24 protein-coding genes are annotated in these 25,077 nt (G+C 36.7%); 13 read left to right on the top strand and 11 right to left on the bottom strand.

The annotated features are described in order from the left end of the window. Window positions 1-170: 170 nt before the first annotated feature. The 5 genes from A3EM_RS0131810 (at window position 171) to A3EM_RS0131830 (ending at window position 4,664) form a co-directional block, all read left to right on the top strand. Entirely contained in the window at window positions 171-656 is a 486-nt protein-coding gene (locus A3EM_RS0131810) for a TlpA disulfide reductase family protein (RefSeq protein WP_020532310.1), read from the top strand. Window positions 657-691: 35 nt separating this feature from the next. Further along, a complete protein-coding gene (locus tag A3EM_RS0131815; RefSeq protein WP_020532311.1) occupies window positions 692-1,312 on the top strand; it encodes a DUF416 family protein in 621 nt (206 codons plus the stop codon). A 286-nt stretch (window positions 1,313-1,598) separates the two neighbouring features. Next, the gene (locus tag A3EM_RS0131820; RefSeq protein ID WP_020532312.1) at window positions 1,599-2,489 is read left to right on the top strand and encodes a phytanoyl-CoA dioxygenase family protein; all 891 of its coding nucleotides are present in this window, start codon (window positions 1,599-1,601) and stop codon (window positions 2,487-2,489) included. 6 nt (window positions 2,490-2,495) lie between these two features. Further along, window positions 2,496-3,614 (top strand): alcohol dehydrogenase catalytic domain-containing protein, encoded by a 1,119-nt coding sequence (locus A3EM_RS0131825; RefSeq protein ID WP_020532313.1) that lies wholly within the window; start codon window positions 2,496-2,498, stop codon window positions 3,612-3,614. 243 nt (window positions 3,615-3,857) lie between these two features. Continuing rightward, on the top strand, window positions 3,858-4,664 hold the full coding sequence (locus tag A3EM_RS0131830; RefSeq protein ID WP_020532314.1) for an alpha/beta hydrolase: 807 nt from the start codon (window positions 3,858-3,860) through the stop codon (window positions 4,662-4,664). 132 nt (window positions 4,665-4,796) lie between these two features. On the opposite strand, the gene A3EM_RS0131835 is transcribed toward A3EM_RS0131830, so the two are convergent. Together A3EM_RS0131835 and A3EM_RS46480 are read right to left on the bottom strand one after the other, a co-directional pair. Beyond that, window positions 4,797-5,318, bottom strand: a complete 522-nt coding sequence (locus A3EM_RS0131835) for a 3'-5' exoribonuclease domain-containing protein (protein WP_026210703.1) — start codon at window positions 5,316-5,318, stop codon at window positions 4,797-4,799. Between the two features lie 133 nt (window positions 5,319-5,451). Continuing rightward, window positions 5,452-6,993, bottom strand: a complete 1,542-nt coding sequence (locus A3EM_RS46480) for a tail fiber domain-containing protein (protein ID WP_020532316.1) — start codon at window positions 6,991-6,993, stop codon at window positions 5,452-5,454. Window positions 6,994-7,455: 462 nt separating this feature from the next. Between A3EM_RS46480 and A3EM_RS0131845 the strand changes: the two genes are divergently transcribed. From A3EM_RS0131845 to A3EM_RS44235, 4 genes are all read left to right on the top strand, one after another. Then, window positions 7,456-8,094: a hypothetical protein gene (locus A3EM_RS0131845; RefSeq protein WP_020532317.1), complete on the top strand. Its 639-nt coding sequence runs from the start codon at window positions 7,456-7,458 to the stop codon at window positions 8,092-8,094. Between the two features lie 136 nt (window positions 8,095-8,230). After that, entirely contained in the window at window positions 8,231-8,530 is a 300-nt protein-coding gene (locus tag A3EM_RS0131850; RefSeq protein ID WP_020532318.1) for a winged helix-turn-helix domain-containing protein, read from the top strand. Window positions 8,531-8,611: 81 nt separating this feature from the next. Continuing rightward, a complete protein-coding gene (locus A3EM_RS46485) occupies window positions 8,612-9,352 on the top strand; it encodes a DUF1361 domain-containing protein (RefSeq protein ID WP_020532319.1) in 741 nt (246 codons plus the stop codon). Window positions 9,353-9,669: 317 nt separating this feature from the next. After that, on the top strand, window positions 9,670-10,443 hold the full coding sequence (locus A3EM_RS44235) for a ferritin-like domain-containing protein (protein WP_020532320.1): 774 nt from the start codon (window positions 9,670-9,672) through the stop codon (window positions 10,441-10,443). A gap of 703 nt (window positions 10,444-11,146) precedes the next feature. Here A3EM_RS44235 and A3EM_RS0131870 read toward each other — a convergent pair. The 5 genes from A3EM_RS0131870 to A3EM_RS0131900 form a co-directional block, all read right to left on the bottom strand. Further along, a complete protein-coding gene (locus A3EM_RS0131870) occupies window positions 11,147-11,788 on the bottom strand; it encodes a peroxiredoxin-like family protein (RefSeq protein WP_020532322.1) in 642 nt (213 codons plus the stop codon). 186 nt (window positions 11,789-11,974) lie between these two features. Beyond that, window positions 11,975-12,529, bottom strand: a complete 555-nt coding sequence (locus tag A3EM_RS0131880; RefSeq protein ID WP_020532324.1) for a carboxymuconolactone decarboxylase family protein — start codon at window positions 12,527-12,529, stop codon at window positions 11,975-11,977. Between the two features lie 382 nt (window positions 12,530-12,911). After that, window positions 12,912-13,433, bottom strand: coding sequence for an ArsI/CadI family heavy metal resistance metalloenzyme (locus A3EM_RS44240; RefSeq protein ID WP_020532326.1), 522 nt, complete (start codon window positions 13,431-13,433; stop codon window positions 12,912-12,914). A 126-nt stretch (window positions 13,434-13,559) separates the two neighbouring features. Continuing rightward, window positions 13,560-13,892 (bottom strand): ArsR/SmtB family transcription factor, encoded by a 333-nt coding sequence (locus tag A3EM_RS0131895; RefSeq protein ID WP_020532327.1) that lies wholly within the window; start codon window positions 13,890-13,892, stop codon window positions 13,560-13,562. A gap of 80 nt (window positions 13,893-13,972) precedes the next feature. After that, window positions 13,973-14,620 (bottom strand): DUF4349 domain-containing protein, encoded by a 648-nt coding sequence (locus tag A3EM_RS0131900; protein ID WP_020532328.1) that lies wholly within the window; start codon window positions 14,618-14,620, stop codon window positions 13,973-13,975. 326 nt (window positions 14,621-14,946) lie between these two features. Between A3EM_RS0131900 and A3EM_RS0131905 the strand changes: the two genes are divergently transcribed. The 3 genes from A3EM_RS0131905 to A3EM_RS0131915 all read left to right on the top strand — a co-directional run bounded on the left by A3EM_RS0131905 (window position 14,947) and on the right by A3EM_RS0131915 (window position 18,090). Continuing rightward, window positions 14,947-15,840 carry a lysophospholipid acyltransferase family protein gene (locus A3EM_RS0131905; RefSeq protein ID WP_020532329.1) on the top strand — a complete coding sequence of 298 codons (894 nt, stop codon included), beginning with the start codon at window positions 14,947-14,949 and terminating at the stop codon, window positions 15,838-15,840. A gap of 180 nt (window positions 15,841-16,020) precedes the next feature. Next, on the top strand, window positions 16,021-16,995 hold the full coding sequence (locus A3EM_RS0131910) for a fatty acid desaturase family protein (RefSeq protein ID WP_020532330.1): 975 nt from the start codon (window positions 16,021-16,023) through the stop codon (window positions 16,993-16,995). 156 nt (window positions 16,996-17,151) lie between these two features. Beyond that, window positions 17,152-18,090 carry a pseudouridine synthase gene (locus A3EM_RS0131915; RefSeq protein ID WP_020532331.1) on the top strand — a complete coding sequence of 313 codons (939 nt, stop codon included), beginning with the start codon at window positions 17,152-17,154 and terminating at the stop codon, window positions 18,088-18,090. A gap of 119 nt (window positions 18,091-18,209) precedes the next feature. Here the strand turns inward: A3EM_RS0131915 and A3EM_RS0131920 are convergent, their stop codons facing one another. The 4 genes from A3EM_RS0131920 to A3EM_RS0131940 all read right to left on the bottom strand — a co-directional run bounded on the left by A3EM_RS0131920 (window position 18,210) and on the right by A3EM_RS0131940 (window position 22,026). Further along, window positions 18,210-19,025, bottom strand: a complete 816-nt coding sequence (locus tag A3EM_RS0131920) for an energy transducer TonB (RefSeq protein ID WP_052323403.1) — start codon at window positions 19,023-19,025, stop codon at window positions 18,210-18,212. 231 nt (window positions 19,026-19,256) lie between these two features. Next, a complete protein-coding gene (locus tag A3EM_RS0131925) occupies window positions 19,257-20,075 on the bottom strand; it encodes an energy transducer TonB (RefSeq protein WP_020532333.1) in 819 nt (272 codons plus the stop codon). A 335-nt stretch (window positions 20,076-20,410) separates the two neighbouring features. Beyond that, window positions 20,411-21,637, bottom strand: a complete 1,227-nt coding sequence (locus A3EM_RS0131935) for a M56 family metallopeptidase (RefSeq protein ID WP_083925340.1) — start codon at window positions 21,635-21,637, stop codon at window positions 20,411-20,413. A 2-nt stretch (window positions 21,638-21,639) separates the two neighbouring features. Beyond that, window positions 21,640-22,026: a BlaI/MecI/CopY family transcriptional regulator gene (locus tag A3EM_RS0131940; protein ID WP_020532336.1), complete on the bottom strand. Its 387-nt coding sequence runs from the start codon at window positions 22,024-22,026 to the stop codon at window positions 21,640-21,642. A 308-nt stretch (window positions 22,027-22,334) separates the two neighbouring features. Between A3EM_RS0131940 and A3EM_RS46490 the strand changes: the two genes are divergently transcribed. After that, on the top strand, window positions 22,335-25,043 hold the full coding sequence (locus A3EM_RS46490) for a rhomboid family intramembrane serine protease (protein WP_020532337.1): 2,709 nt from the start codon (window positions 22,335-22,337) through the stop codon (window positions 25,041-25,043). The last annotated feature ends 34 nt before the right edge of the window (window positions 25,044-25,077 follow it).

The following is a 25,077-nucleotide window of genomic DNA, read 5'->3' on the forward strand; positions in this document are numbered from 1 at the left end:
TATTAAAGCTAAAAATTTCCCCTGTATTCTCGGAATACTGAACCATTCCAGAGGGAAAAAGTGAATTCTCCCCTGAATTGAGGAGGCTAAGGGAGGGAAAAACAGTTATTCATTTTATTTTTAAATCCTCAATTTGCTTATTTTAGCCTGATCATGAACATTTCAACAATATGAAAATATTAAAATTATTAGTTTTTACCTTATTCCTTTATTCCGCTTCAGTTGCACAGGCACAAGAAGTAGAAGTAATTTCTGTAGAAGATTTGGACGGTATGCTGTCTAATCAGGAAGACAAATGGCAGGTGATTAATTTCTGGGCGACCTGGTGTGCGCCATGTATTAAGGAAATGCCTTACTTCGAAAAAGCCAATCAGGAATATCAGGATAAAAATGTGGAATTTACTTTTGTAAGTATAGATTTCCCTCAATTATTAGAAAAAAAAGTAAAACCATTTGTAGCCAAAAAAGGACTGAAAACAAAAGTAGTTTTACTCGACCCCGAAGGAGATGATTCCTGGATCTCCCATCTGAATAAAAATTGGGATGGCTCCATTCCCATCACCATCATTTTCAACAATGCGAAGAAAAAAAGCAAATTCATCCCCAATGGCATAACCTACGAAGAACTGGATGCGGCTTTGAAAGAATTGATGTAAGGAAATGCCTAATCAAAAATTAAATTGTCATTAAGGTGAATTCAAAAAATTTCTTTGAAACTTGGAAAAGTTTTGTTCGTAAGGAAATTATCAATTTTAGTTTTTGGCAAAAAGTAGCTTTTATAAACCTTTGTTGTGAAAGAGTTTTGCCTAACTACCTATTTTATGCAAAAGCACAAAAGTTTGGAAACCCAGAATTTTTGAGAATCCTTTTAAATAAAAGTTGGTTTTGCCTAGAAAAAAAGTCAATCCCTTTTTCAGAAGAAGTATATAAATGTCTTAAAAAATTAGAGACTTCACATATAGTCCCCGATTCCTCAGAGTCCATGTTTGCAAACTGGGCTCAGGATTCTATAATTTCAGTTTATGATTTGCTCAGGTATTATCAAAATAAAGAGGATGATTTAATAATAAAGATTTCCTTGGTATCTATCGAGACTGTACTAAAATATATTTATGAAAAATTTGGCTACATTGATGATTTCCACCCTGATTACGAGGAAATTCTTCTTAGTTATGAAATAATGGAGAACGAAATTTCAAAACAAAAAGATTATTTAAATACCATATCCAATATTAAAATACTGAACGAATTTCAAGTAAAAGCACTTAGGAAAAATTTTGTTCAGGAAGATAGTAATATAGGATTAAAATAATTTTACCGGTTATCCCTCAACTTAACCACTCCCCCGCTATTCCACATTTGCAATGTGGAATCCCTATCCCTGGATTTGTAATCCAGCTCTTGATATGTGATTTAGCTTCGGAATGTCAAATTCCAAAGAGCTAGTTGGCCTATGAACAAAATATTTAAACATAAAACCATTACCATATTAATCAAATATCAAAATAAGCCATTCAATAATCAATATAGTATAAGAATATCATCCATATTCTTCCCAGATTTGTGAAATATGAAATTCTTATTTTAATCTAAATATCATGAATCAGGCACAAGACCTTTCCTTAGTTCATAAAATGGTGAGCGAATTTTTCCCGGAATATTCCGCAGCAGAAGCCTGGGAGAAATACAAATTAACAGATGATCAGATTGAATTCTTTAATGAAAATGGCTACCTCCATAACATCAAAATTCTGGAAGAATCGCAGGTGGACCAGCTCAATAATGAATTGGCTGAAATTACCGATCCCAATCACCCCAAACACCATTTGTTTTATGAATTCCATTCCAACGAATCGGAAGACCCCAATGCTACTTTATTTCATTCCCTTGGCCATTGGAGAGTAACCCCAGGCTTTCATGACGTGCTTTGGAGCCCGGCTTTTGTAGTAGCAGCCTGCCAGTTACTGGGAGGAAAAGCAGTAAGGTTCTGGCACGATCAGTTGTTTTGTAAACCTGCCCACCATGGCGGTGTAGTCGCCTGGCATCAGGATTATTCCTACTGGACCAGAACTTCTCCCATGCAACACCTTACCTGCTGGATTGGCCTGGACGATGCCACTACAGATAATGGCTGTCTGCACTATATCCCGAAAAGCCACAAATGGAATTTGCTGGACAAAACTTCCCTGGCAGGCGATATGGATGGATTGAGCAAATTCCTTACAGAAGAACAGGCCAAACAATACGATAAAAAAGTAGCCATCGAAATGAAAAAAGGACATGGATCATTTCACCATCCGCTGATGGTACATGGCTCTTATGAAAACCGTTCTCCTATTTCCCGAAGAGCATTTGTACTTAATGTTTTTGCCGATGGCACAACATCCAACACCAATGAGGAATTGCTAAAAGGAGTACCAGTCATCACCAAAGGAAATAAAATGGAAGGTCAGTTTTTTCCACTTTTATTTGACCCAAAAGACATATAAGCCAACATGACTACAATTAGCAAAGCTGCCATTGCCCAGGGTGATGGCAGCTTCCTCATTGATGACATACAGGTAGCACAACCTGCTCCTGATGAGGTATTGGTAAAAATGAAAGCAGCTGGTCTTTGCCACACCGATTACGATTCTTTAAGCTGGGGAAAACCCATTGTAATGGGACATGAAGGAGCCGGAATTGTTTCGGGAGTGGGTGAAAATATTTCCCATGTAAAAGTGGGAGATGGTGTAATCCTCAATTGGGCGACACCCTGTGAAAAATGTTTTCAGTGTCATGCAGGCAATCAGCATATTTGTGAAAATAATTCACCGGTGGTAGCTGGTGGAAATGGGTATACACCTGGCCATGCAACTTTGGAAAGTACCCAATGGCAAGGAAAAAGTATAGAAAGATCATTCAATCTGGGCACTCTTGCTGAGTATGCTTTGGTGAAAGCCTCAGCAGTGGTAAAAATTAACAGTGAAAACTTATCCTATCCTGCGGCAAGTATCATTTCCTGCGGGGTAATGACAGGAGTTGGCTCTGTGATAAATACCGGAAAAATTGAAGCAGGGGCCTCAGTGGTTGTTTTAGGTTGTGGTGGAGTTGGATTGAATGTAATTCAGGGAGCTAAAATCGCCAAGGCTGGAAAAATCATTGCCATTGATGTAAATGAAAACAGGCTGAATATGGCAACACAATTTGGGGCAACTGATTTAATTCTGGCTTCCAGGAATGATAAAGGATTAATCCATGCTTCAGAAAAAGTAAAAAGTATGACTGAAGGCAGAGGTGCGGATTATGCTTTTGAATGCACAGCCATTCCCGCATTGGGAGCTGCACCACTGGCAATGGTCAGAAATGCAGGTACTGCCATTCAGGTAAGTGGAATTGAGGAGGAAATTACCATCGATATGCGACTTTTTGAATGGGATAAAAAATACATCAATCCACTTTATGGCCAGTGCCAGCCACAAAAGGATTTTCCAAAGCTGGTCAATTGGTTTGAGGAAGGTAAATTACTTTTGGATGAACTGGTAACTAAAACTTATCCATTGGAAAATTTACAAATTGCCATTGATGATATGCTGGCAGGAAAAAATGCCAAAGGAGTGATTGTTTTTGATTGAAATACTAAAAATTTTACCCTTTATTACAATACCTGGTTTAAGTATAAGCAAAGCGACTACTTAAACCTAAAAATCTTGGAAAGTTTGTAACTTTTCCCCCTAATACTACTATGCCCTGGCAGTTACAAACTGCCTCATATTTTTAAGGCTAAAGTTGCAAACTTTAACCAGCATTGGTAAAAATGATTTTCCCCCTCAGCGGGGGGGCCAGGGGGAGGTTTTCTAAAATATCTAAATCTACTTATGCCATCAAAATTCAGAACGACCGAAATATCCGATCCGCAGTTTGAGCAAAATGGATTGCGTTTTATTACCGTAAAAACTCCACATTTAAAAGGCCGGGGCGACATCTGTCTTTTTGTTCCGGAAATCGAAACCTCAATTTCTGATCTGCCATTAGTCATTTTAATGCATGGTGTTTATGGAAGTGCCTGGTGCTGGGCTATGAAAGGAGGCGCACATCTTACTGCCCAACGATTGATTTCAGAAGGAAAAATTAAACCCATGGTGGTAGCAATGCCTTCCGATGGACTTTGGGGTGATGGTTCCGGCTACCTGACACATCATTCCCGTAATTTTGAAAAATGGATTTCGGAAGATGTGCCTGCCGCAGTAAAAGAAAATATTCCTTTAGTTACTGGTAAATCTCTACTTTTTATTTCCGGCCTATCTATGGGTGGCTTTGGAGCCTTGAGAATCGGAGCAAAATACCCTGAAAAATTCCGGGCAATTTCCGGACATTCTTCCATCACTGCTCTGGAACAAATGAAGCTGTTTGTAGAGGAACCACTTTCCGATTACAAACAGGATAATGCAATTGATGAGGATGTTTTCAAAACCATGCAAAGCAACCAAAACCAACTCCCACCTATCCGATTTGATTGTGGGAAAAATGATTTGCTAATTGAACACAACAGACTTTTGCATCAGCAATTGGAAAAGGCAAATATTCCTCATAAATATGAAGAATTTGGAGGAGAACATTCCTGGGATTATTGGCAAAAACATTTGGAGGATACTTTGGAGTTTTTTAATGCGCAGTTGAGATGATGTACATATTATCGCTACTCGACTTTTGCAAAGACGAATCACTATCATAGGATTTGTAATCCGATTATACCAGCCGGATTACAAATCCTACGATATTGCTTCGGAATTTCAAATTCCGAAGGGCCTCCTCTACTACTCCAATTTAATCTTCAGGCCCAGTTCTTTTTTCATGGCTAATAAAGCTTCGGCATTTCCCCTGGCATCGTCTACCGGATGGTGGGTGTGTTTGGTTTTCCTCAGGTGTTTGAAGTTTTTGAAAACATCTTTTTCCATTCCTTTATACAAACTACCTAAATTTTGAGAGCTAAAACCAAAGGGGTTTCTTTTAAGGAATTTATGGAAATACCAGCAGACAAACATCCAGTCGAAACCATTGTTATCGCTAATGAAAATGTGCTTGCCTTTTGAATTTTCCATTATCCAGTTTTCAAAATTTTCCATAACCTGCTTCGGCTCCTCAAAATCCATACATTCTTTTCTTGAATAACCTGATACCTGGAGGGCCTCTTCGATCCAGTTTTCGGAAATGGGTTTCAACTGGGCAAAAAAAGTTTTTTGAAGACTTTCTTCTACTACCACAGCCCCAAAGCTCACCATGGAATATATGCCGGGAATTGGTCCATCCGATTCTATATCAACCATTATGTATGACATGGTTTTAATATTTTTTTTAAATAATCTAAACTCAAGTTAACCATTTGCCTTCAATTGGAAAAACAAATTAAAAAAGTCGCAATTCTTTTTTGAAGGTAAGAATTGCGACTATTCTTTTTTTAAGCTAAAAAATCTACTTCTCTAACAACATCCTTTTTGTTTCCACTTTTTCGCCATTCACAATTAAAGAGTACAAATAAACTCCTTTAGTAAGGTGGCTGATATCCACTTCCACCTGCCCTTTTCCTGTCTGCAAATTATTAAATTGCATTACAACCTCTCCATTTTGATTATACATTACAATAGCTATACTAGAGCTTTCTATAGGGGTTTGGAAATTAATGGTAGTTTGGCCATTAAATGGATTTGGGCTATTCTGACCTAAACTGAATTCACTTTCTGAAGTTAAATTTCCCATTCTTTTATTAGAGGAAGTATTCATTTGCAACATTAAAACCTTCAATTCTGCTATCTCACTCTCCAGTTTTTCAATTCTTTTTTGATAATTACCAATGCTATCCTGTTTTGATGAAAGTGCTTTCACCGCCTCAACTAAAACAGGAATCATTCCAGTATAATTCACCGCTAAATATCCCTCTTCATCCTCTATTACCAATTGGGGGAATACTTTTCTAACATCCTGAGCAAGTAACCCAATCTTGTCCCCTTTCGGCAATTTCCTTTCCTGGTACGCCTCCCTTTTAAATTGATAGGATACTCCTTTTAGCTGTTGCAGTTTAATCAAGCTACTATCAATCTCATGAATATTTTGCTTAAATCGTTCATCTGACGTTTCTACTAACCCGTCACAATGAATTGTACCTGCCACACTTAGCGCATAAAGTGAGCCTGTATATTTTGTATTGATACTCACAGTTTTATTCACAAAGTTACCATAGATTAAAGGATCGGCCCCTTTAGCAATGTACAGTTTGTTAGAACCTAATTCATTTAAACCTGCACCGTATCCCAAACATACATTGTAACTTCCATTTTGATTCCAATAACCACTATGATACCCCAAAAAAGTATTATAATTACCATATTTGTTATTTCTACCACTAGCATAGCCAGAGAAGGTATTGCCATAACCAATGGTGTTATCAAAACCTGAATAGTATCCCGAAAAGGTATTAAATGAGCCTGTAGTATTACTTTCTCCTGAAGATTTTCCTAAAAATGTATTTTTAGAACCTGTGGAATTATTCTTTCCACTCAATGTTCCTAAAAAGGTGTTAAATGCTGCTGTGTTTTCAAGACCTGCAAAATAACCTATACATACATTTGATTTTCCCGAAACATTAGATTGACCTGCATGAAACCCAATTGAAACATTGTAGTTTGCTGTTTGGGCTAAATACCCACTAAAATTTCCTATTGATACATTTTTATTTCCAGTAGTATTTCCACCACCACTGTATAGGCCAATGGATACGTTATCTGATCCTGATGTATTATTGATTCCACTACCAGTCCCCAAAAAGGTATTATTGCTTCCTACTGTAGTAGATTTACCACTATTTATTCCAAACATTGCATTCGAACTACCAGTAGAAAGCGAACTCCCTGCCCCTGCTCCATATGATGTATTATTTTGACTAAAAGCAGAATAAATAAATGCAAAATTGAACAATAAACAAATCAAAAATCCAGGAAAAGCTTTTTTAATTTTCATGATATAAAAAAAGTTTGAGTTGAACAAAAAATAAGGAAAGGGTGAAAATTTTGTAGCTACAAACCCTTAAAAAAAAATATTTTATTGCCCGTATTGGAAGGTATTCAGATTTTTTAGGTATGATAATTCGACTTACGCCTTATTTATTTTTTAGTTATAAATTTTCCAGTGTTTCTGTTATTTCTATAACCTTTAATTAAAAAAACAAAACTCGTATACGCCTAATTTTCAATCACTTACAAATAATATATTTATTCTTTTTTTGAGGAGTATTATTTATCAGTTATTAACATATTATATGAGCTTAAAAACCAGAATTAAACAATTCGTTTACCTTATTTTCCAAAAATTAATATTGATAAATATTAGATTTAACATTACTTTACAATTTTAAAGTTGCACAATTGGATTTTTCAATTAACTTTGCATCACAAAGTTCTTTCAATTGCATCTTATACATGAATGAAACAGGAAACTGATTACTTAAAAGACATTTCGGAAATTCGCTCTATTATGGAGCGGTCTTCCAGGTTTATATCATTAAGTGGACTTACGGGTGTTTTTGCCGGCATTTATGCACTCATTGGCGCATATGTAGCCTATGAAATTGCTTATTTGGATGGAAAATGGCTCTACCGAAGGGAAATTGAAACGGGATTTACCGAAGTATCATGGCTATTGATTTTGGATGGTGTGGTAGTTCTGGCACTTGCCCTGGCCACCGGAATTTATTTCACCGCCAGAAGAGCCGCTAAAAACAATCAGAAAATCTGGGACAAATCATCTAAAATGATGATTACTCATTTGCTCATTCCATTGGCCACCGGAGGTTGTTTTTCCCTTATTTTAATTTACTGGGGATTTCCGGGGATGGTAGCCCCGATTACTTTAATTTTCTACGGACTGAGTCTTGTAAATGCAAGTAAATATGTCATTGGAGATATTCAATATCTTGGCTATCTGGAAATTGTACTTGGATTAATCGCCAGTATTTTCCTGGGTTACGGACTCCTTTTCTGGGCAATCGGTTTTGGGTTATTGCATATATTTTATGGCCTGGTCATGTATAATAAGTATGAGAGAAAAAAGGAGAAAAACTGATTTCTTTGGAATAAGAAGGTGAAAAATAAAATGCAATGTTAATTTTGACTTTTTAAAGGGATTTTGAATCAACAACATTGTGAAATAAATAGCTAAAAATTACAAAACAGCAGTGTAAGCACATTAAAGGATATAAATGAAGAACATCTTTACCAGATTAAATAAGGCATTTGAAAACAGAATTAGGTTGGGGGTAATGTCCATTCTGGTGATTAATGACTGGGTTGATTTTAATTACCTGAAAGAAACACTTCAGGTAACAGACGGGAATTTAGCCAGTCATCTGGCTTCCCTGGAAAAACTGGCTTTTATTGAAGTAAAAAAGCAGTTTATTGGCAAGAAACCAAATACTTCGTATGCCGCTTCCAAAGCTGGAAAGCAGGCCTTTCAGGAACATATTGATGCACTGGAAGAAATTATAAAAGCAAAAAAATAGGATTTAATATTTTTTTATCCACTCACTTTGAAACACAAAGTTCTTTAAAAATTATTGATTTATTAAAATAAAAAATAAACCATGACAAAAGTAACCAACATTTTCAATCAAAACCCCATCTTAAAACTTGTGGGCGTTTTGGCTTTATTTTCCATAACCTGCACATTTTTATTGGGATTCAAAATCATTGAATTAAGCAGGTTTAGAGGATTCTTCCTGATCTGGAATCTTTTCCTTGCCTGGATTCCCCTTTTTATTTCCCTAATGCTTTATCAAAAAATATTCACATCCAGTGAAAACCCCAAGAAATGGGTATTGATATTACTCACTTTCGTATGGCTTCTTTTTTTCCCCAATGCGCCCTATATCATTTCCGATATTATCCACATGCGTAAAAGTGTACAATTGGTATGGCTCGATGCACTCATCATTTTTGGCTTTGCGACCATTGGCCTAAATGTAGGGCTACTCTCGTTATTTATAGTTCAAAAAAGTGTGAGCAAAATCTATGGCAAGGGATTCGGATGGACATTTATTTCTTCCACCATTTTTCTTTCGGGATTTGGGATTTACCTGGGCAGAGATTTGCGGTACAACAGCTGGGATATCATCACCAGGCCCTGGGAATTGCTTTTGGATTGCCTTTCACAATGGAATAATCTGCATGCCTGGAATATGTCCATAGCATATGCAATGTTCATTTTTATGGCTTACCTTATGATCAGAAGCTTTGTGGAGCTTGGGCAACAGGAACAACCTGTAGAGGACACTTCTACTTATTCACAAGGAAATAAGATAAGGTTTTCATTCAATAATGATTAATCAATTATAAAAACTTTAAGGACCAGCGCTATTCAACAATTACTGAATATTTTTAACTCATTATCAAATAGTTACAATTAAACCAAATAATTAATTCAACTTCTTTTTATCCAATCGACTAACACTAATTACCATTTCTTTCTGAAATCGGAGATTACCAGAACAGGCATGGGACCCTGTACAAAAAAACTCATGTAGGATGCAACTACCAGCTTACAGGGTTCCCATGTTTTCTGTTATTCAATTTTTATGGAGTGAGACATAGTGGGAAGAGTATTTTATAGCTTCTAATCAAAAATTCATAAAAAAAACAAACTATGAACTTTAATTTCTGGACACAATATTTCCAATATAACCAGGATCATTTTGATCATATTGACTGGCTTCAATGCCAACCACTTACGCCCTATGAAAGGATGGTGGTAGAGCGGTCTATTCAACAATTCCAAAAGGGAGAATATTCAGAGGGCAAAAACCTGATGAAGTTTGCCAAAGGTTTTGCAAAAAAATTTCCCGAACATGGAGAATATGCCAATACTATAAAACATTTCATAAAGGAAGAACAGCGCCATGCCATGGTTTTAGGAAGATTTATGGCGCAGGAAAACATCCCAAAAATAAAAGAACACTGGATAGATGACATTTTCCGGTACATCCGCAAACTCATGGGACTGGAACTTTCCATCACCATTTTGGCCACAGCGGAAATCATCTCAGCGGTTTATTATAAAGGGCTGAAAAGGGCCACCAGCTCTCCTATCCTGAGAACAATCTGCCAGCAGATATTAAAAGATGAAGCCATGCACCTGGCCTTTCAGGCCTATACCAAAAGTATTTTTATGGATAAAAGATCGGGAATTCAAAACTTTTTCCTGAAGCTCGGTCATCATATTTTCACTTCAGGAACCTCCTTACTGGTTTGGTTTTTCCATAGAAAGGTTTTGATAAAAGGAGGTATTACGCTGGATGTCTATCTGGAAGAAATTGACCAGGAATTCCGATTGCTTTATGCAAATGCCAGAAATGCTACTTTGGAAAGGGAAATGATGGGGGAAAAAAGGGATAATTATAATACTGAAATTCGTGCTTAATAGAAAACTACAGTAGTAAAAAAATTTGCATCTCCCAATTTAGAGAAAATGTTTGTCGCAGCAGGGTCTGCATTTTCGCGACCCTGCGTCATCTATCCATTGCCCATCCCAAGGGCTGTCCGCCCTTCAACCCGACTTGAACGCAAGCACGGCTCCTTTTTTGTCATTGCCACAAAAAAGGAGGCAAAAAAAGTCTAGTCAGAAAGATGCTTCCTCCTTCAAAACCCTTCACACCTCCCCGCCTTTCTGACAACCCTCCCTATTTTCTTATATTAATAACTGACCTTTCTCTTAGAATAAATTTGCATTATTGAACTAATTTAATGGACCGTAAAAATGCCTTCAAAATTAGTGTGGGAAAGGTTACCAGATATTGGTAATTTTTTTCAAGTCCCAGGTGGGAAAATATTACAGATACCTGCTTTTCTTTCCCGGAAAACCTTTTTGAAGGCAGAGATTTTTGGGCGGTCGGCCGCTGCCGTACTTTTCATCGAATGGAAAAGTATCAAAGGTTTCATCATCTTGCATAGCTTATAATTTTGTAAAAAGGTTTTTGGGAAAGAAAATCCGATTCTTAACCATATTATAATTAAATTTAATTAAGCAAATTTTCAATGCGCGAAAAATCAGTTAATAAGCTCTTATTATTAACTTCTTAAGTTGACGGCATTGAAGATATACTTTTGCTATTACTTCCTTTAATTCAAAGCCTTTTCAAAACCTTAATTATTTCCTCGGGTTCCGCCCTGTTTCTGTATTCTGCATCTAAAAATGCATATTGAATAATGCCTTTTTTATCAATTACATAAGTAGCTGCAATGGGCAATTCATTTGAACTATCCCCATTGTATTCCTGAAGGCTAAAGTTTTTGGCATAAATTTCAGCAACATCTTCCGGTAATTTGAACACAAGCCCATAATCCCAGGCAATTCTGTTTCCCACATCCGACAATACTTCAAATTCGAGCGAATGCTTTTCCTTGGTAGAAAGCGACTTGTCCGGCAATTCAGGCGTGAGTGCCAGAAGATTTGCCCCCAATGCTTTTATTTCGGGTAAAACATCCTGGAAAGCTTTCAATTCCAGATTACAATAAGGGCACCAGCCCCCTCTATACCAGATCAGCACAACCGGTCCCCGGGATAAGTACTCAGAAAGTTGAGCTGGTTCGTATAGGGCATTTTTCAATAAAAAATCTTTGGCTTTATCACCTTTTTTTAAAGCATTTTCAAGAATTCCACTTTTGCGAACAGCATCTACTCCAGCATCATAGGCTTTTATTACCTTAGAATCTGCCTTTTGTAAAAATGATTGTTTGTGGTTCTCAAGTTGTGTTTTTAACGACATAATTAAGGATTTTACAATTGGATAAAAAATCTGATAGTTGCGAGCTAGTTGAAAATATAAACATGCTCTTAATTCAATTTACAAACACCTTTTCAAAGCATAAAATTTTTCACATGCCTTTGAAATTTGGAAAATAAAAAAGGACCTTTATCAGGCCCATTTTTAGATTGTTGTAATTCAATACAATTAAACTGCAACTTCAGTTCCAAGTGGTTTGGCGGTTGGAAAATCAACCGGTACTTGTGTTAATCTGTGGGCAAAGTTAGTAAAAGTGATATCCACTACAATAGCCAGAAGGTCAATCAGTGCTTTTTCATCATATCCTGCCTCAAAAAAGGCCTGTTTGGCTTCTTCACTGGCTTTTCCCTTTTCCTGAGCGATTTCCTTTGCCAGCTGGGTGATCACTTTTAATTTCTGATCGGAAATAGAAGCTGCTCTTAAGGCTAAAGTTTCTTCTTCTGTAAATCCATTCAATTTAGCTAATGCTGTATGAGCGGCTAAACAGTACGCACATTCATTTACTTCCGATACAGCAAGTTTAATTGCTTCAGCTTCTTTCTTATTAAATGCACCATTGTCAGTAGCCTGGGAATAAGTAAGATATGCACCAAGGGCATTAGAAGAATAACCGATTGTTGCATACAAATTAGGAACGGTACCCAACGCTTTTTTCAGGTTATCAAATATACCTTGTGAAGCTGCATCTACCTGGTCTCTGTTTGGAACTTGAATTGTTTTCATGATTTTAAAAATTTTAAGATTAATAAATGATTTTGTTTTTGTGTTTTGATTGAACAATACAAAGTTGCAGTAAAACCGGTAGCCGGGAAATGACTAAATTTCCCCCGGACTTGACATTTCTTCCCGAAAATGAAAAAACCTCCAAAAAATTCTCATTTCATGGAGGCTTTAAAGGGCCTTTCAGGCAAAAAATTATTTTCTTACTTATTCCTGGTTAATAAAAACACCAAAAAAACTCAGGTAAAATGAGGCTTACATTTGCTCACTTTACCTGAGTATGCCAGGAATAATAATAGATTTATTTTAATGAAATCACTTGACAAAATTGCCACTACATTATGATAATGCAAGAATGTTTCTCAATATCAAATTATACTGAAATTTAGCAACATCCTGAACCTGGCTCACAGCAGGCTTCTTCCTGAACTCCTGCTACATTTAATTCAGCTTTTTGAGCCGGTTCCCCCGGTGTACAGCAAACCTCAGCAGATTTAGTTTCATATTGAGGGTCATTGAATTCGGCATCTTCATGAAAATAATACACTTCCCATTGTACTCCATCCGGATCGTTTACCCAAAATTTGTCCTGAATGGCATAGCAACAGGCAGTACCGATTTCTTCCTTTTCTACCAATCCTTTTTCTTTGGCCAATTGTAAATATTGCTCTAACTCCGCTTTTGTTTCTACCTGAATGCCAAGGTGGCCAAAGTTGGCGTTCACCCTTTCTTTATTTTCTATAAAGGAAATCACTAAAGCAGGTTGCTCAAGGATGTATTTGGCATACCCTGCTTTTATTTTATCGGCAGGTTTGTTGAAAAAAGCATCGTAAAATGCCACAGATTTTTCCAAATCACTCACGTAATAGGATACGTGCATCCTGGGGAAAATTGATTTTGCTTCCATAATTAATTGATTTTAAAATTTATAGGTTGATTTGATTTTGATTTCAGTTTTTAACTATTCAGCAAAGGTATTCTATAAATATATTGGAGGATAAAAATGGTAATAATTCCATTTTTAAGATCTTTGCTATTTGCAGCAACTATTCTTGCTTTCCAGAATACCGGAAAGATTGGCCACAAAATCCTTTACACCATTCCAGCCTTCCTCATTAATACAATAGCAAATATTTTTTCCATCAATATTTCCCTTAATCAATCCTACTTTTTTCAGTTCGGATAGATGGCGGGAAATAGTGGGTTGTGCCAGTGGCAATTCGTCTACAATTTCACCGCAAACACAAGAGGGTGATTTGGCCAGGTATTCCATAATGGATAACCGAGCTGGATGACCAAGGGCTTTTAATACTTCTGCCATTTTATTGGTTTCTTCAGAGAAACCTTCTGTTTTTGTTATTCCCATATTGCAATATTAGAATATGATGATTAAAAATGCAAATTCTGAGAGAATATTTTTGAAAATTCAGGAAGGAAACTGTTAAATTAGTTTCTTACAAAAAGCCATTTAATAGGATAATAAACCCCCAGACCAATATATCCGAGTAATCCAGGTTTAATTTTTTCTTTTATTTCAACTGTAATTGTAGCATATGCTTTAAGATGATCAAGACGATTAATTTTCCCTTTTAGCAGTTCAATATTCTCATTTACTCTTTCCAACTCCCGTTCAATTTCAAGCATTTCATCTACACGCTGAGCCTTTCCTAGTAGTTCTAAATATCTGGACCTTGTTTTTTGGGCATTTTCCAATCTAATATTATAGTCTACATAATCATCTGTTACATCTGTTCCAGATTTTTCCATAGATTGAACTTTTCCCATTTTAGAAATTTCAATAATTATATTTTCAAACTTCCCACTTTCAATTCTCAGCACAACCCTATTGCTACTCGTTTCTAAAACATATCCATTATAGACTTTGACGAGGTTCTCAATATCCTTTTTAGTAGAATCCGGAACCTCAACAATAAGCTCCATATCAACTGAATAAAGCATGATTCTTTCTGAAGGAAACTTCTCATTGTTAGTCATCTCCGGTTGAGGGGATGAAGATGTGGAATATTTGGGAGAGGCACAGGACATAAGACATCCACTTAAAAGAAACAGCTGGATTATAATATTGATTTTCATTTATTTATAGAGGAATTAGTTTAATAAATTTGTAAACAAATATAGATAATTTTAAAAGCCATTTATTCTGTAGTTTCGAGGGAAATTATTTGGGATGATTAATGAAATTGAATTTAATTCTCCAATAGTCTCCATTCGGACTATTTATCTGAACATCCGCTCGCAGTATTTTTGGAATGTAGGGAAAGGCTGAACACATTTTAAGGCACAAGCAAAAGTTTACCCTTTTTGAAAAAAAAGTTTCTTAGATAAGTCTTTTTAAGCCTCGTTTTTCAGCAGTATATTTACCCAATTAAGTTCACAATCAATTGACAAACAACTCAATAATGCAGGGCTTTTTTTTCTACTTACTTTATCCAATCATTTTTTTGGTTGCCTCTTTGCCTTTTTCCCTACTCTATGCCTTTTCAGATTTTTTATTTTACCTATTAAAATTGACTGGCTATAGAAAAGAGGTGGTGCGACAAAACCTCAGAAATTCCTTTCCCAATAAATCCGAAAAGGAAATCATCAAAATTAGTAATCATTACTTCCGCTACTTGTGCGACCTGATTCTGGAAACCCTAAAAACCCTTCGAATGACCAGAAAGGAAGCTGTTACCAGATGTGTTTTTCATAAAAAAGAATGGCTTGACAAACTTTACGAAAAGCATCAAAGCATCCTTATCGTGATGGGGCATTATGGAAACTGGGAGTGGGCAGGTCCTTCTTTTACCCTCAACAATGACTTTCAACTGGTCGTAATTTACAGACCACTTTCCAATCCTTATTTCGAAAAAATGATGTGTGGCATGCGCACCAAATTCAATACTGAAATTTCTCCTGTAAACAGAACTTTGAAAGACATGGTAGCCAACCGAAAAAGAATTACTGCCACTGCTTTTATTGCTGATCAGACCGCTTCTCCGGAAAATGCTTACTGGACCAATTTCCTGAACCAGGACACAGCTGTTTTTACCGGTCCGGAGAAAATTGCCAAGAAATTCAATTATCCCGTAGTTTACATGCAAGTCCTGAAGCCAAAAAGGGGATTTTATGAAGTTACTCCTCATTTATTATTCGAGAACCCAAAAGACACCGCAGATAATGAAATTATGGAAGCTTTTACCAAAATTCTTGAAAAAGACATTTTAGAAGAACCAACACCATGGCTCTGGTCCCATAAAAGGTGGAAACATAAAAGACCAGAAAAAAAGAAGGAAAAAAGCAATAATTCCTGAAGATGAACATCATAATTGTAATACTTTTGCTACTTTATACTGCTTATTAACCTGACCTAATGTGGAACAATCCGAAAACCTTAACCGATATTTTTTTATGTTGTCACTTAATCATCTGATTTGTTTACCTTTGTCCCCCAAAAAAGGGCAAGAGCCTAAAAAGCTCCTATATTAAACCTTATGAGAACCGGAAAGGAATTAATTTTAGCAACTAAAGTTTTCGCCAAAGAAGATAGGAAGAAAAGCTGGTTTGAAGTTTTTATCACTATATTTTTTGTATTAGTCGTATTTCCTATGCCATTTTTAAATACCCCTCTTTGGACTAAATTAATAGCTTCAGTAATCTGTGGCTTGTTGTATGTGAGAATGTTTGTCATTTATCATGATTACCAGCATCATACAATATTACAAAAGTCGAAATTAGCAGAATGGATCATGACGGGCTTTGGTATTTATCTGCTTGCCCCCAGAAGAATTTGGAAAAGATCGCACGATCATCATCACAATAACAATTCAAAACTTTCTATCTCAGGCATAGGATCTTACCCTACCATTTGTAAAGACAGATTCCAGAAACTCTCCAAAAAGCAAAAAAGAATTTATTTAATCAACAGACATCCGCTAACCATCATATTTGGTTATGTAACGCTGTTCATTTACTGGCTTAATGTAAAATCATTCGTACAAAGTCCTAAGAAACACCTGGATTCTTTAGCTGCCCTGCTTATTCATCTGGCTTTGAGCATAATGGTTTTTATGATTTTCGGACCTGAAATTTATTTTATTGGGTGGTTTGCACCTTTCTTTCTGGCTTTTGGAATTGGCTCCTATCTATTCTATTGTCAGCATAATTTTCCCAAAGCAAAATTCAGGGAAAATCATGATTGGACTTATGACAATGCCGCTCTTTCTTCCACAAGTTTTATGGAAATGAATCCCATTATGCACTGGTTTACGGGTGATATCGGTTTTCATCATGTGCACCACATGAATTCAAGGATTCCATTTTACAGGTTAAGAGAAGTTATGGCCAAAATGCCTGAACTTCAAAACCCACCAACCACTTCCTGGAACCCGATGGAAATTTACCGATGTTTCCGGCTAAAACTTTGGGATCCTGAAAAAGACAAAATGATTACCCTGAAGGAATTATAATTCAGGGTTGCTTATCAGAAAGTGTTAAAATCTTTTCCCTAACTTTGCATTCAGGCAAAATGGGTACTATTGCCATATGCTTGTCCACCACGAAGGAAATCAAACCCCTTTATTACTTTATTTAAATTTAATTTAGGCGCTAAAGGCTTACAAAAAATGAAACCAGGAAGAAATAACTCTCGGAATAATAAAAGAAATTCATTTAAGAAAAATGAGGATAAAGGGTTTCCTAAAGGCAAAAAGAAGGGAGTGTTTAAAAAAGAAAATTCTGAAGAAAAAGCTACAAAATTTACCAGAAGACAAAGAAACACTCCGGTAACTGCCCCCACCTATAGCGAAAAGGTTTTCAAAAAAGAAAAGACCGCGAAGAGTGATGCACCAGCACTTTTTCGACTGAACAGGTTTATTGCCAACGCAGGAGTATGCTCTAGAAGAGAGGCAGACCAACTGATTGCCAATGGAGAGATAAAAGTAAATGGTGAGGTAAAACAGGAAATGGGTTATAAAGTCCAGCCGGGAGATAAAGTATCTTACAAAGGGAAATTACTGAGAAGGGAAAAACTGGTTTACCTGCTTTTGAATAAGCCAAAAGGATTTATCACGACCATGGAAGATACGCATGGCAGAAAAACGGTAATGGATTTAGTATCCAAAGCCTGTGAAGAAAGAATTTACCCTGTGGGCCGACTTGATAGGGACACCACTGGCTTATTGCTTTTTACCAATGATGGAGAATTCGCTAAAAAGCTGGCCCATCCCTCTGGCAAAACCCAGAAAATTTACCATGTGGAACTGAACCGTGCCATTTCAGAAGAGGATTTTGATACTATTGTACATAAAAAATTTGAATTAGAGGATGGCCCTGTGGACCTTGACGGGATTAATATTTTACATAACGATAGAAAAAAACTCGGGGTGGAATTACATTCTGGTCGGAACAGAATTGTGAGAAGAATGTTCGAGCATTTTGGTTATGAAGTAGTAAAGCTGGATAGAACTGTTTTTGCCGGGCTCACCAAAATTGACCTGCCAAGGGGAAAATGGAGATTCCTTTCGGAAAAAGAATTAATAAAGCTCAAGCATTTTCAAAAGTGATTTTCCAGGTTTTATTTACCTCCCTGTTCCCAGCAGGATTTCTTTTTAACTATTCTTTTTTTGAATATTGGTATTATGGAAAAAGCAAGGCCTCTGGCGAAGACCTTGCTTTCATTTTTTCACCTCCCCAACTTAAAATGCAAGGGAAAAACCATTCTTTGCCTTACAGGCCGGCCTCTTTGTTTGCCCGGATTCCATTTTGGGGAATTTTCTAAAATCCGAATGGCCTCTTCATCACAACCAGCCCCTATTCCTCTCAAAATGTGGATATCTGATAATGTACCATCAGTGTTAACTATAAATTGCACATATACCTTCCCTTCCACTCCAATCTTCCTGGCCTGATTGGGATATTTAATGGTCTTTTTGATGTATTTGTAAAACTTACTCCAACCATTTGCTGGCTCAGCATTCACCTCAGCAATAACCACAAAATCATTCACTACTTCTTCCGGTTCTGGTTCTTTAGGAAGATTTATCTCTTCTATTATCGTTTCTTCCACAGGTTCCGCCTCAAACTCAATCTCATCCTCTAACTCATCTTCCTTTGCTTCTGTCACGATAGGAATAGGAATTTTCTTTGGGGGTGGTGGAGGTGGCATTTCTGTTATGGGGATTTCAATGTTTTTCTCGGGATCTGCCATTAATTCTCCAATGGGAATTAATACTCTTTCCTCAAAATCTGGAAACTCAAATGCAGATAATACGATTAGCAAACTAAGCATCAGCCCAATATTTCCCAGCAGCCCGCTAAATTTATTGATATCTACCAGACTGGATTTTTTGCTTAGTTCAGGTATTTCATAGCTGGCGGTTAATGCCTTTTCCGAATTCTTTTTTAGAATGGATTTGAAAATTAAAATGGTACCCAAAATTAGTACGACAAATACTGCCAATACTCCTAGAATACCCAGGTTTGATAGCATATTGATCATGGTAAGGAGGATTTTAAAATTGGAAAATGTGAATAATTTAGTATCTGGGATTTTGAAGGGGAATTGTATTCCATTAAACCGAAAAGTTGCAAACTTTTCTTTATAAATTGGCTCAAGTAATCGCTTCGCTTGATACTTAAGCCATCTGCTTTTTTGAATTTTCACTAGCGAGGGGCTTTTAGCTCCTCGCTAGTAAAAAATAACCTTACGGCCATGGAGAAATTCAACCAATTAGTTTCCCAATACAAAGCTCAGTGGGAACACCATTCTTTGCCTAACAGGAACTCCTCTTTGTTTACCAGGATTCCAGTTTGGTGCATTTTGCAAAATCCTGATGGCTTCTTCATCACAACCTGCTCCAATTCCTTTCATGACTTCCACATTGGTAATTGAGCCATCTGTATCAATGATAAATCTTACAAAAACTTTTCCCTCCACACCCATTCTTTTGGCCTGATTGGGATATTTAATATTTTTCTTAATGTATTTATAGAATGCATTCATGCCCCCTTTAGGTGCAGCAGATTCTTCCACAATATCAAAAAAAGCAGGAGCCACTTCTTCTTTTTCAGGTTCTTCTTCCACCATTACTTCTTCAATGATTACATCCTCATCGGCTTCCATATCCAGATCTACTTCAATATCTTCTTCAATTTCCTCATCTTCCACCTCAATAATTTGCGGGGCCTGTATTTTAGGCGGCTTGGGTTGCTGTTGTTCGGTAGGAGGAATCTCCATCATCTCCTCCAAATCTACCTGTAGATTTCCCATATCCACCAGGGTTTGTTCCCCAAAGTCTGGAAATTCAAAAGCAGAAAGTACCAAACCCAAACTAAGCATTAAACCCACATTTCCAATAAGCCCACGGTACTTATTTACATCAACAAGGCCCGATTTTTTGCTAAGTACATCTGAATTATTACTGGCTAAAAGTGCTTTCTCGGAATTGCGTTTGAGCACATACCTTAGCAATCCAATTGTGCCAACAATTAACCCCACAAACAAGGCCAATACTCCGGGAATCCCTAAAAGGTCAAGAAATTTAATCATAGCTTTAATATTTAAAAGTTTATAAGTGCCCTCCTATTCGCTTTTGGCCCTTGGAAAAGGCAAAGGATATCCAGTCAAAAAACAATTGTATTTTTTGAAATTTCCACTTCAAAAGCGATTTCATTAAAGAAACACTTTGTTATAAATTATTTTTAAAGGTTTTCAAATCAACTCAGCACTTTTGCCTTTTTGTTGATTGACAATGGTATAATGGAGGATGACTAAAAAGATACAGCAGAACTTTATTTTTTTTGAAATTTTTGATTTCTATCCTTTTAGGGAAACCTGGAGATATAATTTTAATGATAAATATTTGGTAAGCATAACAGCTATGCTTAATGGAGCTTGAAATTTACAGGTAATACTATTCGCTGTTTTACACTCATATTATCCGCTATTGCCGGAGTCCAGGCTGGAGATGCTTTTATAACTCTTACAGCTTCTTTGTCACAACCTGCTCCTATTCCTTTTAACACATTAAAATCACCTAAATTTCCATTTTCATCAATCACAAACTGAACATAAACTTTCCCTTCTATGCCCATCTTTTTCGCCTGGTTAGGATATTTCATATTTGTTTTAAGGAAGGAATAAAAACCTTCAAAATCACCTTCCGGTTTGGCGTTAACTTCTACAATGTCATAAATTCCATCCTTCCCGGGTTTTACTTCCAGCTTATTTTTAAGGGCGATTTCCTCCTGATCGGAAAGCTCTCCAATATTTGTATTGCACGCAAAGGCTACAAATAAAATGGCCAAAACCGGCAACATCAATAAATTTTTAATTCCCCAATAAGCCGGGGTTTTCGTTTTTTGAATCATAATTATTCTTTTTTTAATGGGTGATTGATTAAAACTGTGTACCACATTTAAATGCAGTTCCTTAAACAAGCTATTGACAATGAGCCTGGTATAAGATTTTTGATCTGAATTTTTTAAAACAAAAGCATCGGCTATGAATTCGTGCTGATCCACCAATTCCCTTTTAAACAAATAAACCAGTGGATGAAACCAGAAAATAATTTTCAGAAATTCGAATAAAAAAAGATCAATGGTATGTCTGTCTTTTATATGTGCCAATTCGTGTTTCAATATTTTATCCTGTTCTTCTTCACTGAGATCGGCTTTATTGTTCCAAAAAAGGTAATTGAAAAAAGAGAAAGCAGGCATTTCCCCCTCTGTAAATATTAAGGTATAACCCTGCTTTTCTTCTCTTCTGGCATTTTTGATCAACCTCAGAATTTGGCTGGTTTGTTTCAAAAGTTTACCAAACAAGATTAAGGACACAATCCCGTATCCTCCAAGAATAGCCGTAAACAGGTTAAACCCATTTTCTGCCTCTGCAATTGGGTCTCCGGTATTAAACTCAGGTAAGGTCAACTCCGACATCCCATTGGCACCTGTAATTGCAAAGGAAAATAGCGGTAGCATAAAGCTCAGAATTGGCGCAAAAACCAAATAATACCTGTTGCGCTGAAAAAACGTTTCCTTTCGGAACAGGAAGACATATAATCCATAGAAGACTACCAAACAAATAGTAGACTCGATCAGATAGTTTATCATCGTTATTTCTCTTTTTGATTTTCCTCTTCTAGGAGTTTCATCAGTTCTTCCATCTCCTGCACATCCATATCATTTTGCTTCACGAAAAAGGAAACCATTTTCTCGAAAGAACCACTGAAATAACTGGAAATGAAACTTTTAAGAAACATATTGCTGTACTTGTCTTTATCTACCAAGGGGTAATATTCATGAGTTTTTCCATAGGCATTGTGCGCTACAAAACCTTTGGATTCTAATATTCTTACTATGGTGGATACTGTATTGTATGCGGGTTTTTTCCCTGTTTTAGGATCGGCAGGCAGTTCGGGCAAAATATCTTTTACAAAGGCTTTTTCCTTTTTCCATAAAACCTGCATAATTTGTTCCTCAGCGGTAGTTAATTTTTTCATGTTTAAAGTCTGACTTTTTAGTGAACCGAAATACAGGATTTTTCCAACTCATTTCGGTTTAATATGATTTTAGAAACATCATTAGTAATGATATTACAATTATATAACTAATTATTTAGTTAATCAAATTTTTACAACTAAATCTTTAGTTGAATCAAAGAATTTTCTTAAAGTATCTTAAATTTTGAACCAGCTTTTTCTCCAAATTGTAATGGAATGATGTATATTTATTGAGATTATATGATGCATAAATTCCGGATAAAAAGAAACTGGGAATACATTAAATTGTTAAGGCGAGAGGTATTAAAATGATAAGAATAGGATTTCCACCAACTATAAAAAAAGAAATTCCTTCAGCAGGACTAACACAGCGGCAAGTGCTGACAATAGTCAGAGAAGCAGCCTGGAATATGCAATGGAATGTATTGTATAATTCTGAAGAAGGTCTGGTAGCCCGTACTTCACCCAGCCTAAATTCTAATGGAGAGGAAATCATAATTCGCACCAATACCAATGAAAACAGAATTTGCAGCTACAGCTTGAAAGAAGCTATAGTGGATAAAGGGGAAAACAGCAGGAATATCAATGCTTTTATCAGGGAGTTTAAATCTATAAAAGCTAAAAAAGACGGTTTCGACCTGAACAGGGACTACCTTAAAATTGCAGGATACTTACAGGAAGGCCGGGATCATTTATTGGAATTTCCCCTTTCCGAATCAGAAAAAATAAAACAGGCATTTGGTTTTATCATCCCGTCCAAATCCTATTTTATCACCCCAACTATCATTATTCTAAATGTCCTTATTTTTTTGGTTATGTTGCTTTCAGGAGTTGACTTCTTATGGCCTGAAGTAGATGATTTGATTAAATTTGGCGCAAGTTCCAAAGAAATTACCCTACAAAACCAATGGTGGAGAATCCTTACCTGTTGCTTCCTGCATTTTGGAATTTTCCATTTAGCAATGAACATGTGGGTATTACAGGATATAGGCCGATTTCTGGAAGCCTTTTTAGGCAGAACCAAATTTGTAATTGCCTATTTATTGTCAGGAATTTTCAGTTCTTCCCTGAGTTTGTGGTGGCACGATTTTACCATTAGTGTAGGCGCATCAGGAGCTATTTTTGGCTTATTCGGTACCTTTCTCTCCCTTAATGCTACCGGAATTATTGACAGGATGATGAACCGAAACCTTCAGAAAAAAATCCTTCTGTTTATAGGTTTCAGTCTGATGATAGGTTTTCTTGTGCCGGTATTTGATAATGCCGGGCATATTGGCGGGCTGATAGGAGGAATTTTGGTCGGGTTTGCCTACTTGCCCGAATACATTAACCCTCAATCAAAATTAAAAAAATTCAATATCATCCTGCCTTCTATATTAATACTGAGTATCAGTGGGGGAATTCTTGCATTTACCTCCAATTGGTCAGTTGCCTACAATGAAGGCATGGAGGTTTTTCAGACAAATGAAGAGGAAGCCTTGCGCTATTTCGATTTCCCCGAAGAAGTCACCACAGCAGAAAGAATTTCCCTACTCCGAAATTCCAGTATTCCGGCAAATGAGGCAAACATTCAATTGATGGAAGAAGTAGGAGATATTCAGGGATTACCCACTGATCTTAAAAAAAAGGCCATCCTTTTATTGGAATATTCTCAACTCAGGAAAAAACAATTTGAATTAATTGCCGGATCGCTAGAACAAAAACCAGGAATCACGCGGGAGGTTTTACAGGAAGTGGAAGACCAGATTGAATCGATCAAGATTGCGCTCAACCCCGATTCTCCCGGCTTATATTTTGACAGAGCCGAGCGCAAAATTGAAGAAGGGAAATATGAGGAAGCCCTTTCCGATATGAATATTGTGATCGGAATGATGCCCAAACAATCTAAATTTTATGAGACCAGAGCCAGAATTCACAAAGCATTGTTTCACTTTGAGCAGGCGGTTGAGGATTATGAAATGGCAGCAAAGTACGGTTATGATGTAAGAAGAGCATTTTTGGATATTGGATACTGCTGGAATAGACTCAGGCAATTCGAAAAGGCACTGGAAGCCTATTCCAAAGTCATTTCCTTCGATCCCACCTCGGCTTCGGCTTACAATGGAAGGGGCTGGACCCATTTCCAGCTAAGGGAATATGATAAGGCATTTGCCGATTATAAAATGGCACTGGAGCTTTACCCCGCATACTCCACCATTTACAACAATATTGGGCTCATCTATCAGTACAAAGGAAATACTGACAGTGCTACCTATTATTACAATATGGCCATAGAAATGGACCCTGCACATGATTTTCCCCATCAAAATCTCGGCAGAATTGAAAGCCAGAAAGGCAATGACGCTAAAGCACTTGTCCATTATAACAGTGCCGTTGCAGCTGATGAATTCAATCCTGATAATTATTACTTAAGAGCCATTACCCTAATTAACCTCAAAAAAAAGGAAGCACTCGATGATATTGAAATGGCTATATCACTTAACCCCAGAGATCCTGACTTTTACCGGGTAAGGGGCCTTGCCTGGTTCGAATTGTTTGGCAACTATGAAAAGGCGCTTAAAGACTATAGTTATACCATTTCCCTGGCTCCCAAGGATATTTTTGCCTATTTAAGCAGGGCCAATTTTTTTACTGATGCCGGAAAATATGAGCAGGCTTATCAGGATTACCAGATCGTAATGCAACTGGACTCCAATTATGCATCTGCTTATGGAAACTCAGGCTGGGTAAAATATCTGCAGGGAGAATATGAAGCATGTATTGAACTTTCGAAAAAAGCCATTTCCCTTGATTCTAATGCCTTTTATGCAATGTACAACCTTGCCCTGGCTGAATTAAACCTGGGGCATTTTGAAAAAAGCAAAAGCTTGTATAAACAATATCGCGATAAAAACATTGAAGTGAACGGAAAAGTAAATTCAGGAGCCATTGAAGATCTGAAAGACCTCATTCAAAAGGGAGTTTTGCAGGTTGAAGCAGAAACAATCCTCAATGATATATTTAATGTACAAATTTGAGTGAGGAATGGCTTTTCATTTATATTTGCAGTCT

It is taken from the genome of Flexithrix dorotheae DSM 6795 (assembly GCF_000379765.1).
GTDB classification, from domain to species: domain Bacteria; phylum Bacteroidota; class Bacteroidia; order Cytophagales; family Flammeovirgaceae; genus Flexithrix; species Flexithrix dorotheae.